Raw genomic sequence first — 14,657 nt, 5'->3', positions numbered from 1 at the left:
CAGTTGTGCATACACGGTTCCCATTTCCAATCCGATGTAGCCACCACCAACGACGAGCAGCGAATCTGGTACGTCAGGCAATTCCAGCGCACCGGTGGAATCCATCACTCGTGGCGTGGGTAAATCGAAGACGGGAATTTTCATAGGCCTCGAACCCGTGGCTAAAATACAATGGTCGTAGGCTAGCTCCTCCGTATGGCCTGGCTGATCGGTATGCTCCAACCGCAAGGTGTTGGAGTTTTCGAACCACGCCCGTGCTTGCACGACCTGCACTTTACGACGCTTCGCCAATTGTGCGAGGCCGCCGGTCAGCGTTTGGATGACTTTTTCCTTTCTGGTACGCAGTGCGTCGATTTTGATTTTGGGTCGTGGAAATTCAACGCCCCACTCGGTCATTTCGTGCGCTTCGTCAATTACTTTAGCGACATGCAGCAATGCCTTCGAAGGGATGCAGCCTCGCAGCAAGCACACGCCACCCAATCGCGGTTCACGCTCCACCAAAATAACTTGCATTCCCAGATCGGCGGCCAAAAACGCCGCGGCGTACCCACCCGGTCCGCCTCCAAGTACGACAAGTTGAGAATGCATTAGGCTAATCGCGAAGACTTAAATGGAACCAGAATGCTTAGTTAACCAGCAATTATACGAATTGTGAATGACACAGTGTGGTAAACAAGGCATGCCCAGTCAAGGACGTGTGAATGCGGGGGATTTACAGATTCCTAAGCGGCCTCGCTGAGATGGTGAATTTCCTGGCCACTTGGTGTATCCTGAGTGATTCGCATTTCATTGCAATCTTGCCTCCGTAAATCCGTATGGTCGAAAACGCACCGGTCAAAACGCTGCAATTCAAGGGACTGACAATTGAGGGTTATTCTCGCGCTGCAGTCCAAACGTATTGGCGTATCCCGGAGTTAAAGCTGGGCTTCGATCTGGGCGTGCAACCGTGGACGTTCATGGGAACCGACACATGGTTTGTCTCGCATTGCCATCTCGACCACATCGCAGCGCTTCCGGTTTATGTGGCCCGGCGACGGCTAATGAAAATGGCGCCCCCGACCATTTACCTGCCTGAGTATTCCATCGAATTAGTCGAACGACTTTTGAAATTATTTACACGGCTCGATGGCGGTCGGATGCCGTGTCACTTGGTGCCGACGAAGCCGGGGGACGAAATTGAACTCTCACGCGAACACGTCGTTACCGTTTCAGCAACGGAACATCGTGTGCCGTCGCTAGGATTCGTGGTGTGGGACCGGCGGCGCAAGCTGAAACCACAATATCAACAGCTTAGCGGCGACCAAATTCGTGATTTGCGATTGAGCGGCGCCGATGTGACCGATGAAGTACGCGTGCCGATTGTGGCTTATGTCGGCGACAGCGCCCCTGCCGGGCTAGACCGTTGTCCGGCTATGTATGAAGCTCGCGTGTTAATTACCGAACTAACTTTTATCGCCCCTTCACACAGAAAGGAAAAAATCCACAAGTACGGACATATTCACTTGGATGACATTGTGGAGCGGCGCGAAAAGTTTCGAAACGAATTAATCATCGCTTCGCATTTTAGCGCGCGGTACACCTCGGAACGAATTCATCGCATCGTGCAACGTAAAATTCCTGGCATGCTTGATGGCCGCTTGTATTTATGGGCGTGAAAATAAAGATTCGTGAATTGCCGGCTGTCGCTGCACAGTCCGATCACTGTTCGACTAAGCCTCGGACGGAACAACTCACCTTGCCCTCCGTTGCACTGCCAAATTCTGCTTACATTCATGTACCGTTTTGTCGACATCGATGCGGATATTGCAATTTTACGTTAGTAGCCGGGCGAGATGATCTGATTGAGCCATTTTTAGCTGCGCTAGAAAAAGAATTGAGTTGGCTCGGTCAACCACGGGAAGTTGAAACTTTATTTTTAGGCGGCGGCACGCCAACGCAATTAAAAGGGCGCCTACTGCAGCGGCTGTTGCAAACAGTACTGCGCTGGCATCCACCGGCAAGCAGCGGCCCCGGCGGAGTCTGCGAATTCAGTGTGGAAGCAAATCCAGCAGATGTGAACATGGAAATGGCTTCCATTCTTGCCGATCACGGCGTCACACGAGTTAGTTTGGGCTCGCAATCATTCCACGCTGATAAATTGCGGATGCTTGAACGCGATCATCGGTCAAAAGACACTTGCCATGCAGTGGAAATCGTGCGAAGCCTGGGAATGAAAGTGTCGCTGGATTTAATCTTCGGGGTTCCGGGGGAATCGCTGGCTGACTGGCAAAGCGATTTGGCAGCGGCGCTGCTCCTTGCGCCAAACCATATTTCAACGTATGGGTTAACTTTCGAACGAGGAACATCGTTTTGGAGTCGACTGGAACACGGCCAATTGGCCAAAGTTGAGGAAGAAACGGAACGTAAAATGTATGCTATGGCCATCGATTGCTTGACTGAAGCGAGCTTCCAGCATTACGAAGTTTCCAATTTTGCCCAATCCGGTAATCGTTGCCGGCATAACGAAGTGTATTGGACAGGCGGTGAGTATTTTGCTGCGGGACCTGGTGCTGCGCGGCACGTGAACGGCGTTCGGGAGACAAATCATCAAAGCGTAACCAAATGGCTGCACTGCATGGAACATAACCAGTCGCCGGTGGCCGAGCGAGAATGCTTGCCACCCGAAGGCAAAGCACGTGAATTACTCGTTTTCGGCCTACGTCGCCTCGAAGGGGTGCGGCGAGACCGGTTTACCGCTAAAACCGGTTATGAGATTGATACGCTAGTCGGCAAGCCATTGCGCGGATTTATTACAGCGGGCTTGCTGCATGACGACGGTATGCGAATACAACTTACACGTGAAGGCTTGTTCGTGAGCGATTCTTTATGGCCGCAGTTTCTGCTGGAATGACTTTGTCATTTCCTGCACTACAAGTGACTCTCTAAAAGCAGTCGCATTTTGCGCATTTCTCCGACATGGTCAACCTCCGCCATCGGCGTTATGTGGACGCACAATGCGCGGTTGTAATGCACCATGCTAAGTTGCGTGATCAATCGGCTATATTCAATTTCCCCTTGACCAATTCGAACCTGCATTTTGTCTTTTGCGGTATCACGCAGCTGGGTGTGCACCACGTGCTTGAAGACGTTGTTGTATTGTTCGCCCTTATGCGGACCACAAATAAAAGGACTCGGGTCAAGCGTAATGCCCAAACCTTTCACTTGTTGACATAGCACCACAGCCGTGCTTGGATCTTGCGAAATACGCCCCTCTTGTGTGAGCACTCCCAGCACAACCCCGGCCTGTGTTGCCATGCTCGCCAGTTCGCGAAGCCGCTCGATTTCGGCATTGAATGGTGTGCCTAATTCGCCGCTGCGAACGGTGATGGTCACCACCTTGGTCGCTTTGGCCAATTTGCAACAGGCTGCGAATTGCTTGTAATAATTGTCGCCAGGATCGGGATCAACAGCGTATGCCACCGGTGTCAAACGCTGTGTGTTACGACATTGTGCAATGACTTTATCGACATCGGCCAACACATCGGCTGGCCGCAGGCCAGGTCCATCACCACGGATGGCAATTTCCACCCGGTTGAATTCCAAATCGACCAGTCGGCTCAAGGCCTCGTCTAATGGCACGCCGGGAAAACAATCTGTCGAGGCAGCTACAAACACTCCATTTCTCCTTGCTGCTGGCTAGGCTTGGGACAGGCCAGATCCGTCGCTTGTCTTTAAGATTCCGTAGCTTACCGTGCTAGGCGGTCTTATGGCAACACCGGCTCTTGGGGAACCTAAGACGCGATGGTTCCCCTCGAGGCAATTTAGTACACCCAAAGCTAGGCATACGCGGTACAAATGGGATTGCTCCGCAGAATCATTTGGGTTGTTGGCGAGAATGCTTGCGCCGCTTTACAATCGCATTCCATGAGCAACGCTCAAGCACCGCAAATAGCGACCGAGAGCCATTCTTGCATCAAACGGAGGAATACCCAATCGTCAGATTTGTCGTCCCAGCACTCATTTGCTTGCTCATCGTGTCTCGCTACGACAGGAACGAGCGCAAGGATGACCGCCGGAGATAAAACGCTTACCGTTGGGCTACTTGGCTACGGAGAGCTCGCAGGCCGGCGCTGACAAATGGATCGTCGGAGGTGCCAGTGTTGACCGATAAAGCGATTTGGCCATCGACCGGCTTGGCCGCGGTGTGAACTTCATAGCCTGGATCTGGATCGACACCAATGTGACTGAACGGCTTGCCTAGCGGCGAGTAGAACTTGGCCGTGGTCAACCGCACGCCACTGCCCCCAATAGACAGTGGGAAAATCCCCTGGACCGAGCCCTTGCCGTAGCTGCGGGTGCCCACGATGGCGGCCCGATGATAATCTCGCAACGCACCGCTAAGGATTTCCGCGGCACTAGCGCTGTCGCCATCAATCAGCACCACCAGTGGCACATGCCATGCAGCATTGCCTTGGGCGGTGTAGTTGTAATCTTCACCTGAGCTTCGACCGCGAGTGCTAACAATGCTTCCTTGATTGACAAACTTGTCGGCCACGTCCACGGCGGAGGTTAGCAATCCACCTGGGTTGCCCCGCAAATCAATAATCAATGATTGCATTCCCTGACGTTGTAGCTGCCATAAGGCAGAGTCCACGTCGTGGCTGGTCGTCTTTTGGAAGCAAGTCAATTTAAAATAACCAACCCCTGAGTCGCGATCAACGATTTTTATATCGTCGACGCTGGGAACGTCGACATGGGCCCGTTGGATTGTTAAGGGGCGCGGAGCTTCGTTGCCTGTCACAACTGCCAAATCGATGGTGGAACCTTCCGGCCCTTGTAACAAATCGGCGGCTTTGTCAGTGGTTAAGTCGGAAGTGGAGCGGCCCGCAACGCTGACGATTTTATCACCACCCTTTATGCCGGCCCGTTCGGCTGGACTGTTGTGAATCACATTTACAATCAAGAGCGAGCTGTCAGCTGCCTTAAGCTCCACACCCAATCCCACAAAATTGCCTTCGATTTGCGAATATAAATCATTTAGTTGACCGGCGGTAAGGAACGCACTGAATTCGTCCAATCCACCCAACATGGCGGCGGTGAATTCCAACATCGTCGTGCTGGGCCGCAATTGCAAATGAAGTTGTGCCATCTGCGCGGCCGCCCAAACAGCATTGCGGGCATCATTCAGCGAGTGAATAGGATGTTGCGCTTGTTGCCGGCGAAGCTCACGGAGGAACAAATCGATGCGGTCGGCGCTGGCCTGTTCCTGGTTAATCTCCACAAACGACGGTTCAACAAGAGCAATTTGCAAATCTCGCGTACCTCGATCGACCAGCGCGGCCCAATCGGGCTCTTGCACATAATGAGCTTGTAATTTGGTCGCCGCATCGGTGTAAACTTGCAGCGCATCGGTATCGCTCATCGTAGTAGCGCTGTGACGAAATGAGCCATCAGCGTAGCGACGACCAATATCGAAGTGAATCTTTGCCAGGTCCAGCCGCGCGTCGAGTTGAGGCATCGACTGCCCAAAATTCAGCCGAGCCGTATCTTCATACAGGGCGTACGCTTCGCCCCAGCGATGTTGCGATTCCAGCGTGTTTCCTTGGTCCAGCGCACTGGCAATTGCCGTGGCCGCGATGCTCGGGGCTAGTGCGGGCAAACTATTTTGCGGCGCCGCAGGATCGGCCGCCGGCATTCGCAATGGCGACTGTACAACCGGGCTTTGCGGCGTGGGATCCTGAAAAGTTTGTCTTGGTGTATTTTCGCCGTGGGCAGGCGGCACAATGACAGGATAACGAAGCTGATTTTGAGCCCAAGCAGTCGAGTTCAGCCAGCCGCCTGCTAGCGAAACCACCGCCAACGAAACGAAAGCCCCCAACAGCGCACGGGCACTGCTACGAACGGTCGGCCGCATCATCGGTGTATACCTGCGATTGGTTTTTTGCGCCTACCGACAGTCGTCCTTACCGTCGTGGCGTGCACCCGGTCGATGGGCAGGTAAATGCTTCGCGGCGTCCTGCGCGGCAACGAGAAAAAAGCAGCGGAGTAGCTCGCTTTGAACCGAAGAGCTTCCACTCCGTCGGCATCTCGACCTTACGCAGTAAGCTTTCCATGCAATTACCAAGCCAGTGCACTCGTTAGGCAGAAGTTCACAGTCGCTCCATCAGGTATCTGGCCGCGGTTGGGCGGGTCTAGAAATCGCGGCTACGTTCAATATAGGACACGATTTGCAGCTAGTCAAAGGACCAAAAAAAATAATCTAGCTAGCGATGTGCCTATGATCCGCACAACCCCTATCAGAATGGCCCAAGACAGCAATAGTAGTTGAAAGAAGGTAAAAACGATGGGAAGGGTTTACACGGCCCCAAGCGAGTTTAACGGCAATAACGGGGAAGCGTTTTGTATTTTTAACCCCCCTGCCTAATCTGATAACGAGACAAGATTGCCGCAACTTATCGGGCCTCTACCAATAGATGGGGGCAAAAAACAGTATTATCGATTTATCGCGAAAGAAAGCTTCGTCCTGCTTATATCAGCAGATTCAGGGTGAAGAATCATCTACTTCCCTCCTGCACAGAACAAAACTTCTGGCATCCATCGTGCCCTTCCACTTCAACTTGCACCGTTGTGTGATTGATCTGAAAGTGGTGTTCCACTTCGGTAACCACAGCTTTAAGAATCTGATGCCCCTCATGAATGGACTGTTCCGCAACGAGAATATGGCAGGTACAAGCGATCACGCCTGGCCCTACGGTCCAAACGTGTAAGTCATGGACGTTAAGGACGCCGGGCACGGACGCAATTGTCTTTTCCACTTCTCCAATATCCATTCCAACGGGCGTGCCTTCAAGCAGAACTGTCAGGCTTTCTTTAAGCACATCCCAAGATGTGTATAAAATTAGTCCAGCAATCAAAAAGGATGCGACGACGTCGGAAGCATGCGAGCCCGTCAGCGTCACGACAATCCCTGCAATGATTACACCGATTGCTGATAAGGCATCTCCCACCATATGCAGATATGCACTGCGAACATTGAGATCATCCTTTGCTCCTGTGTGAAGCCAAATACTAATTACGATATTTACGATTGCTCCCACTAGCGCGACGACAATCATTGCACCGCCATTTACGGATTCCGGATGCTGGAGCCGGTTGATTGCTTCCCAAACAATTACCAATGCAATCACCACCAGCGATACGGCATTCACCAGCGCAGCTAGAATGCCTACCCGATGGTATCCATAAGTCATGCCTTGATGAGACGGCTTTTTGGCGATCCACAGTGCATACCACGAGAGTCCCAAGGCAGCCGCATCTGCGAAGTTATGTCCAGCGTCAGATATCAGCGCCAAACTATGAGCGAACAAGCCCGCTGTTGCTTCCATTGCAACAAAGACCAATGTCATTAGAATGGCTCGCGCCATCTTGCTTTGAGACGCTCTTGCCGCGTTTGCGTGATGATGAGAGTGGCCGGCACCCATGCATCTCTCCCGTGTCATCGCGACATCTTCCACTGTTGTTCCGTACTCAAAACGATCGAACAAAACGGTGGAACGACCGTGTAAGATAGACTATCGCCATTCGTCGCTAAGTGTGTGTCGGCCGCAAATTTCGATCATGGAAGCACTGCACAGTTTAAACTGTCCAGCGCACCCGGAGGGACTCGAACCCCCAACCCTCAGTTCCGAAGACTGATGCTCTATCCAATTGAGCTACGGGTGCAGACGCCGCATGTGAAAATCGCAAATTCAACGGCCCAACCTGAATAGATTATTGCACCTGCATTCAGGTTCGCAAGCCTAGTGTAACTGCGGCGATAAATAACGTGGCACACCGGTCCCACCCGGATCGCGAGGTACGAGACCATCACGCTAAGAACATGGCCTACTTTCCATCCAACTTTTCGCCTTGCCGGAGCAGTAGGCGTTCAGCACGCATCACCTGCTCGGGATCGCTGCTTTTTGCGGCTTCCTTCAGCGCCGGGATGGCCATGCGACCGAGATCCAGCAACTTGGCCTCGGCCTGCTCGCGCTTTTCGTAGCTGTTGGCGCCCAATTGCACGACGAGTGTTTTCACTTGATCTCGGATTTGCGGATCAATTTTGAAGCAAAGCACCAAGGCTACTCGAGAGATTTTGGCGTTTTCCGGGTCAACTTCCAATGGCAGCAATTCATCGATCGTCGCTTGCGGCATTTGTGCTAGCAACACCGGTTCGGCCGAATGGAAAAACGCATTGTTGTACATTGAAAGAAGTAGATCGGCTTCGCCCTCTTTTAATCCAGCCGCAATGAGGTGATCCTTTAATGGGGCAACCGCTTTGGCTTTGACCTGCGCTTCGTCCAACGGGCCTGTCATTTCAATTTCGGCAACTGGTTCCGAAGGTGCGGCCTCGGATTTAGGCAAGTTGGGCGACGATTTTTCTGCTGGTTTAGTTTCGCCTGCCGAACTGACCGCGTCAGTGACCGCCTGCATGGCCCGCGCAACAATTCCAGCACCGGCGGCAGCGCCGCTGCCACGGCCGGCAGTGTTGGCCCGGGCTGTCCCTTCTTTGTCGTCCTTTGAAGCTGGGTCATTTCCGGCCCCGGTTTTTTCGGCTGCCTGCGCTTTTTTTGAAGCTGGCAAGTCATCGAGCCAGCCAATCCGCTGACCACCGCCGGCCGGCACAACCAGCAGCACATTCTTCAGCGGATATTTGCCGCCATTATAGAGCTTGTACTTATCGGGCCCGCCTTCCACGCGCAGCGAAAGTGAAACATTCAATTCCGGATCGTAAGCGATAAAGCGTTCCACCCGCGCGCCGTGCACCACATGCAACGCATCGAGTTTTCGGGCTTTGAGAAACCAATGGTCATCGGGGACAAAACCGAACGTGGCCTCCCCTGGCTCGGTGGTTAATTTCAAATCATGCCAAGCCAGGCGGTTGTTCTTTGTTTCCGCTTCTGGCCAGTGCCCTACGAAGCGTCCGGCGGTCATGCGCAACAAGAGATCGACTGGCTCAGTCGGCGGCCCAGAGAAGGTGAGGACGCTCAACGGCGAAACGTCAGAATGATCGGGCTCCGCCTTGCGGCTGCGAAAAGTATCTACTAGGCCAGGCATGGCGCTGGGATATCCGCCAACTACATTGAGCTGTAATTGATTCATCTCAGTAACCCATACCGACCATTCGTGAATTTCCAGGGGTTTGTTTTCAGCGGCGAATACGCAAGCACCCGACGCACATAGGCAAAATACGCCCGCCAAAAATGGAAGACGACGAGCAGCAGTGAAAAGCATCGCAATTGAATTTTGCATTAGGTGCCGTTCATTCGAGTGAAAGCGACAACGCTTGATCAACTTATGTTACGAACCGCGCGGGTTTACTGAGAAAGCAATTTGCTTTCCATCAGGCGACCAACCGGCATCGATGTTTGTTTGCGCGACGCCCTGCGGCTGCAACAACGTGGGCGAATCTGGAGTTTGTGGATCCACACTATGTAGCCGCGGCGTATCTTCCACCGTCATCCACAGCAGAATTTTACTGCCGGGCCACCAGGTGGGGTCACGACCAATTTTGTCCGAAAGGAGAATTTTCACCGGCTTATCCGAACTTTCTGCATCCATTAGCGCAAGTTCCAATGGGCTCCCTTGCCGGTTGCCAGAAAAACAAATTTGCTTGCCGTCCGGAGACCATGAGCATCCATAAATATGCTGATATTTCTCTTGAAGCATGAATTTTGCTTTGCCGACAAGTACATCGTAGATGTAAATGTTGTCGCTGCCTTCGTGACCATTTACATAGGCGATTCGTCCACCGTCGGAAGAATAGCAGGCATTCCGGCCGTTGGAAAACCATTGTCGGCCCGAACCTTCCGCGTTCATGATCCAAACGCCGTTCTTCGTGTCCGAGGCATTTGCGCGCGGAACTGAAAATAGAATTTGCTTATCATCCGGCGACCAGTTGGGTGATCGGCCCAAGCCCAAATCTTGTGGCTCGCCACTTGTCGCTGCAACTTTATATATCTTAGTGTCGGCCGATTTGGCGTCTTTGGCTTGCACTTCAAAAACAATTTGCGTGCCCTCGTTCGACCAGCGGGGCCAACCTTGCCATGCTGAATCTTTAACATTGGCCAAAAGTTTGGGAGAACTACCGTCTGCATTCATGACGAAGATGCCGGAGCTACTACTTTCCGTGATATTCCCATTTTGAGCAGGAGCCGCAGCCTGGAAAACAATTTGCCCATTTTGGGCGACGGCATGATTGCCGACGGCGAGTGACAACAAAACCGCGATCAGTGACAGCGCAAGTCGTAGAGGCAGTATTTTGTGGCTTGATAACATACTTGCTCTCCCTAACTTGCAATACATTACTTACGATACAGCCGCGGCTCTGCCCAAATCACGCGGTCGTGAATATCTTCATTTTCTCCGAAATCGATTTCCAGCGTTAGCAATTTAGCGCCCTGCACAGAAAGCTCCAGGGTCTGCGGATCTTGATCGCCCCTCAAGTCGGGTCTATTGAACAGTTCTTTACCGTCGGCGAGCACGCGGCAGACGACATTGCCATGGGTTCCCGTCGCTTCATCAAATCCGACCGTCGTTTTAAATGTTGCGAATTGCCCGTCCAGCGCGTAACTCAGCAGACAGCGTGAATGCACCGCCAAACCTTTGGAATAGATTTTTCCTTTCATTTTCAACGGGGCGTCATCGAGCGTCTCGTCCCGATGGTAAGCCAGCAACCGTCCAAAATATGGCGTTTGCTCGACCGCAACCGGTTGTTGGTCGGAAAGCTGTACGAGATTACCGTTGCGGGTACGAATTTCGCTGATATTTTCTATTGGGATTTCCCATTGCGCATCCCAAGGCATGCGCAACACAACTTTACCATCGGCCAACGATTGCCAAAGGCCCGATAGCGTATCACCCTCCGTCAAAACAAGCACTTGCTGGGCAGTGCGTGCGACGTGCGCGGATGGATGGGCAGCAAACACCAATGCCTGTAAGCGGTCTCCGGGAATGGCGTGCTCCTCACCTTCATACACAAAGCGCAATTGGTGCCCTTCCCATTGTTTGATCCGGCCAGCGATTTCTGCCAATTTTCCATCTTTAGCCAGCACAATTGCCAAATCGTCGCTGCTGGGTTTGGCACAACGCTGCTTGTACAGTTTCTTCGCTTCTTGAGCCGCATGGTCCATTAGCAAACCCTGCGCTTGCAACAATGGCACCTGCACATTGGCTTGCCATGGTGTAACCAGCGTAAGAATATCGTCGGTGAGTTGCTGCAAGTTGCCTCGCAACGCATCATCGTTGCCCAGTTCGATAGTTACTGGAAAAGTTTGGCTCTCGGCTTTCGCCGGCACAAGCGACGTCACCTTGGCTTGATCGCTTGTGTGCGTGCTCGACTTTACCTTGAGCTGGTCCGTAGAGTTGTCAGAATATGTAATCGTAAATTGCAATTCACGATCAAATAAATCGGCGGAAGGAGGTTCAAAATACACATCGGCCGAAGGCGATTTGGCAGAGTGGTCCAAAAATAATCGCCAATTGGGGGAATCGGTAGGGTCTAGCAGCCACACTCGCGGCGGCGAACGCAATATCAATCGCACCTGTTGAATTTGCTTCTGTGTTGGCAGTCCGAGCAAATGAACGTGAACATCTTGAATGCCATTCGCCGCCTGAACGCTGCCAACCTGGACAAAATCGTGCTGATCTTGGCCTACCCATTTAGCTGACAGCCCAGACACTGCACCGAAGGTAAGTTTTTGGACATCCAACAAATCAACCATCTGCGGCGGCTGGGACTCGATTTTGAGCAGGCCATCATGAACATCCAGTAGTGTGCCTTTCACTTCTTTGTCGTCTGCCGTAATAATGGTCAACTGTGGGCCGCCCGAGATCGGCGCAGCGCCTTTATCGATTGGTTTTTCGTCAGCGGCGTTGGCCTGAAGATTTGCGAAGCGCACAAAAACGCAGAGGAAAGCACTCAGCAGAATCGCAGTTCGCTTAATTCCAGACATACACGTGCTTATTGACTGAGGTGTAATGCCGAAAGGGTTTGAGTGTTTAAAGCTCGTTGGTGTCAACACAAGTTTACCGCACAAAAGCTTGTACTGAATCCGAAGATGAGGACGTGTAAAAAGTTTACTAAACGCAAAAATTCCAAATTCACTTCGCCTTGGACGGCGATTCAACTTCTGCAGGTGTTAAGGCTGGCGAAGACGCTGCCGAGGGACGGGGCGCGCCATCCGTGGAAGGCGCTTTGGATGGAGTGTTTTGCGGCATCGTTGGAGTTGCTTGCTCCTCCGCTTTCAAGGGTTGTTCTTCGGCTATGCGCTTAAAATATTGCTCCAACACGCCTTGATAATGGGCTGGAAAACCATCTGTCATCGATTGCAAAATCCTTTCCCGTTCATGGGGCGGCAGTTCAGCCCAATGCTTCCCTTCATCATTGGGCGAATGCAACTTACCCATGCTTCCAGGACCAGAGTGAACCATGGAGTCGCGCATGGCCTGCTGAGGATTCATATTCGCACGACCGTTGCCATTCTGCTGCTGTTGTTTTTCGAGCTTCGCTATTAACCCATCGAGCTTGTGGACCGCGTCCTGTTGTGTTTCCTGGGTCAGCGTGTCGGTCGATGATTTGGCCAACCAGCGGGTGGCGACTTTCATGTCCTGCGAAATGTCGCCCAAAGGATCGGCTGATTGGTCATCCTGCTCGTCGGCCGCCTGTGCGGAAATTACGATAAACAGCGTCGCAATCACTAAGCTGCAGGTGCATCCCGCGAGTTTGATCATCGAACGTTTCATTGCATTTTCTCCACGATCGAAGAATGGAATACTACTGTTGCACTTCGTTCCCGCGTTCGGTAATCAACTTATCGGTCACGTCTTCCACATCTTGCTGGCGATCGTGCAGGGCCTGAAGCCGTTGTTGCAATTCCGCCGACAGATGATCTGCACGGGCGGTGCGATCATCATCAGTGTGCTTGGTATCACGATTGACTCGGGTTTGCAGCATGCGAATCATTTTAAGTTCCGCGATGATCCGGTTCAATTCACGCTGCCGGTCCTGCCCGTCAGGGCTCTTCTTATTGTCTGATTTACCCGACGACGGCAACTGCTTCATGCATTCCAACAATTCCTTCAAGTCAGACTCAATCTGCTTTTCGGCAGAAACCACATCTTCCGTGGCCTCACCCGCCGCCAGCTGTTGTTTAACATCGTCCATTTCTTCGTCGACGGCACGAAGCGTTGCCGGCAATGCGATGCCGAATTCTGATTCTTCAACCATCGAAATCAAGCCGTCGTCGATTTGCATAATTTGCTCTTCGGACTTCGACAATGCAACGACCGACGTTAATACTTGCCGTGAACCCTCCTTCAACCGCGGCGCGAAACGCTGAGTAGATTCACGCACGGTTACTTGTCGTTCGAGCATTTCCGTAATGCCTTCCAGCACTCGCTTCTTCACTTCCGCACGAACTTGGTTCAGCAGTTTCTCTTCTTCCTGTGCCAACTGCTCACGAGCATATTTTAATGCCGCCAGCGCATCGGTTTGCTGCTCGCCAGCGGGCTCTGGCTGTCGGTCGCCGAGCTTTGATTCGGCATTGCCCATGCTACCAGTGGCACGACCGACTTCGCCAATCGCGCCCGCTCCCGAATCGCCTAATTCGCGAAGCATGTCGGTGATTTTATCGGTACTTGAGTGATTTTGCTGTTGGTCCTGCTTCATGGAATTGAAACGTTCTTGCGAAAGCTCCATCGCTAAATCCTTTTGGCTCTTGTCAAGCAAGGCCGCCAATTTCTTCAGCGACTCCAGTGCATCTTTTTGATGCGGCAGAGCTTCTCCCAAAGCCTGCTTTTCCAGCAGCTTCAAAGACTGATCCATCTCCTCGCGCGCTTCACTCAATTCTGGCAACGGCTGCTCCAAAGACTTGGTGTCATCGCGCGTCTGCTGTTGCTGATGAAATAACTTGACGGACGGTGGATCATTGGGATTATCACTCTTTTTATTGGCCCCGTCGTAGGTTGACACAGGGTCCTTTTGCATTGCTCCTTGGTTATTCGATTCAGGCTGCGCTGGAGCGGCAATTTCAACTGGCGAACTCTCCACCTTGCCATCAATTAACTTGGATGCCAGTTCCACGTGCTCGGTTTCTCGACGAATCAAGTCCGCCAGTTTCTCGCGCAGCTTTGGTAAGTTTTGCAGCCGCTTGTCCTGATCATTCGTAGTAACTGTTCGTTTTTGCTCGCGGTCTTCTTCGGCAATGGCCGTATCAAGACGCTTCATGATGTCGCGCATGAGCCGTAACTTTTGCAGTTGCAGTTGCAAATCGAGATCGGTCGATAGCAGCATTTCCTCCAATCTCTGGAGCTTAACCACCATTTCCTTTTGCTCGCCGGAAGCCAGCTTGTAGTCTGACCGGGTGAGAATGTCTCGAATTTCCTGCATTTCGTGCAAAATCAACTCGTCGCGGGCGTACTTGACGCCAGACATAAGTCGGGAAGAGTTCTCCGGCTCAACGCGCTTCAGCGCTTCAGAAAGGCGATACATCCGTTCTTCCAATTCGGTCATTTCTGCGGCGACTTTCGATTAACGAAAGCTGAGCTCCTCGTTTTGTCCAACGGTCCCCTCTTTGCGTTGCCCCAAATTATCCTTAGGGGCAGCGTCTGACTTGGCAGAATTGGCGTCACCGATTTTG

11 protein-coding genes and 1 tRNA gene are annotated in these 14,657 nt (G+C 52.3%); 2 read left to right on the top strand and 10 right to left on the bottom strand.

The window, feature by feature from the left end:
* The coding region (locus VFE46_18265) for an FAD-dependent oxidoreductase (protein ID HZZ29946.1) at window positions 1-588 on the bottom strand (588 nt) is incomplete at its 3' end.
* A 227-nt stretch (window positions 589-815) separates the two neighbouring features.
* On the opposite strand from VFE46_18265, the gene VFE46_18260 reads away from it, so the two are divergent.
* Entirely contained in the window at window positions 816-1,655 is an 840-nt protein-coding gene (locus VFE46_18260) for an MBL fold metallo-hydrolase (GenBank protein ID HZZ29945.1), read from the top strand.
* Between the two features lie 80 nt (window positions 1,656-1,735).
* Window positions 1,736-2,890 (top strand): radical SAM family heme chaperone HemW, encoded by a 1,155-nt coding sequence (gene hemW / locus VFE46_18255; GenBank protein HZZ29944.1) that lies wholly within the window; start codon window positions 1,736-1,738, stop codon window positions 2,888-2,890.
* 17 nt (window positions 2,891-2,907) lie between these two features.
* Here hemW and VFE46_18250 read toward each other — a convergent pair whose 3' ends face one another.
* The 9 genes from VFE46_18250 to VFE46_18210 all read right to left on the bottom strand — a co-directional run bounded on the left by VFE46_18250 (window position 2,908) and on the right by VFE46_18210 (window position 14,530).
* Window positions 2,908-3,654 carry a TIM barrel protein gene (locus VFE46_18250; GenBank protein ID HZZ29943.1) on the bottom strand — a complete coding sequence of 249 codons (747 nt, stop codon included), beginning with the start codon at window positions 3,652-3,654 and terminating at the stop codon, window positions 2,908-2,910.
* 412 nt (window positions 3,655-4,066) lie between these two features.
* Window positions 4,067-5,896 carry a S41 family peptidase gene (locus VFE46_18245; protein ID HZZ29942.1) on the bottom strand — a complete coding sequence of 610 codons (1,830 nt, stop codon included), beginning with the start codon at window positions 5,894-5,896 and terminating at the stop codon, window positions 4,067-4,069.
* A gap of 637 nt (window positions 5,897-6,533) precedes the next feature.
* A complete protein-coding gene (locus VFE46_18240) occupies window positions 6,534-7,460 on the bottom strand; it encodes a cation diffusion facilitator family transporter (GenBank protein ID HZZ29941.1) in 927 nt (308 codons plus the stop codon).
* Between the two features lie 167 nt (window positions 7,461-7,627).
* Window positions 7,628-7,701, bottom strand: a tRNA-Arg gene (locus VFE46_18235).
* Window positions 7,702-7,863: 162 nt separating this feature from the next.
* Window positions 7,864-9,120, bottom strand: coding sequence for a hypothetical protein (locus tag VFE46_18230; protein HZZ29940.1), 1,257 nt, complete (start codon window positions 9,118-9,120; stop codon window positions 7,864-7,866).
* 198 nt (window positions 9,121-9,318) lie between these two features.
* Window positions 9,319-10,296, bottom strand: a complete 978-nt coding sequence (locus VFE46_18225) for a hypothetical protein (protein HZZ29939.1) — start codon at window positions 10,294-10,296, stop codon at window positions 9,319-9,321.
* A 26-nt stretch (window positions 10,297-10,322) separates the two neighbouring features.
* Window positions 10,323-11,972 (bottom strand): NPCBM/NEW2 domain-containing protein, encoded by a 1,650-nt coding sequence (locus VFE46_18220; GenBank protein ID HZZ29938.1) that lies wholly within the window; start codon window positions 11,970-11,972, stop codon window positions 10,323-10,325.
* 148 nt (window positions 11,973-12,120) lie between these two features.
* Complete coding sequence (locus tag VFE46_18215; GenBank protein HZZ29937.1) at window positions 12,121-12,762, bottom strand: hypothetical protein; 642 nt, start codon at window positions 12,760-12,762, stop codon at window positions 12,121-12,123.
* A 31-nt stretch (window positions 12,763-12,793) separates the two neighbouring features.
* Complete coding sequence (locus VFE46_18210; GenBank protein HZZ29936.1) at window positions 12,794-14,530, bottom strand: hypothetical protein; 1,737 nt, start codon at window positions 14,528-14,530, stop codon at window positions 12,794-12,796.
* Window positions 14,531-14,657 lie beyond the last annotated feature (127 nt).

It is taken from the genome of Pirellulales bacterium (assembly GCA_035656635.1).
Lineage (GTDB): Bacteria > Planctomycetota > Planctomycetia > Pirellulales > JADZDJ01 > DATJYL01.
This window is presented reverse-complemented; position numbering and strand designations above follow the sequence as displayed.

Bases quoted from the DNA above. Each gene is read 5' to 3' on its own strand.
- VFE46_18240 (HZZ29941.1), bottom strand. From the start codon at position 7,460: ATGGGTGCCGGCCACTCTCATCATCACGCAAACGCGGCAAGAGCGTCT.
- VFE46_18225 (HZZ29939.1), bottom strand. From the start codon at position 10,296: ATGTTATCAAGCCACAAAATACTGCCTCTACGACTTGCGCTGTCACTG.
- VFE46_18215 (HZZ29937.1), bottom strand. From the start codon at position 12,762: ATGAAACGTTCGATGATCAAACTCGCGGGATGCACCTGCAGCTTAGTG.
- VFE46_18220 (HZZ29938.1), bottom strand. From the start codon at position 11,972: ATGTCTGGAATTAAGCGAACTGCGATTCTGCTGAGTGCTTTCCTCTGC.
- VFE46_18230 (HZZ29940.1), bottom strand. From the start codon at position 9,120: ATGAATCAATTACAGCTCAATGTAGTTGGCGGATATCCCAGCGCCATG.
- VFE46_18245 (HZZ29942.1), bottom strand. From the start codon at position 5,896: ATGATGCGGCCGACCGTTCGTAGCAGTGCCCGTGCGCTGTTGGGGGCT.
- VFE46_18260 (HZZ29945.1), top strand. From the start codon at position 816: ATGGTCGAAAACGCACCGGTCAAAACGCTGCAATTCAAGGGACTGACA.
- VFE46_18210 (HZZ29936.1), bottom strand. From the start codon at position 14,530: ATGACCGAATTGGAAGAACGGATGTATCGCCTTTCTGAAGCGCTGAAG.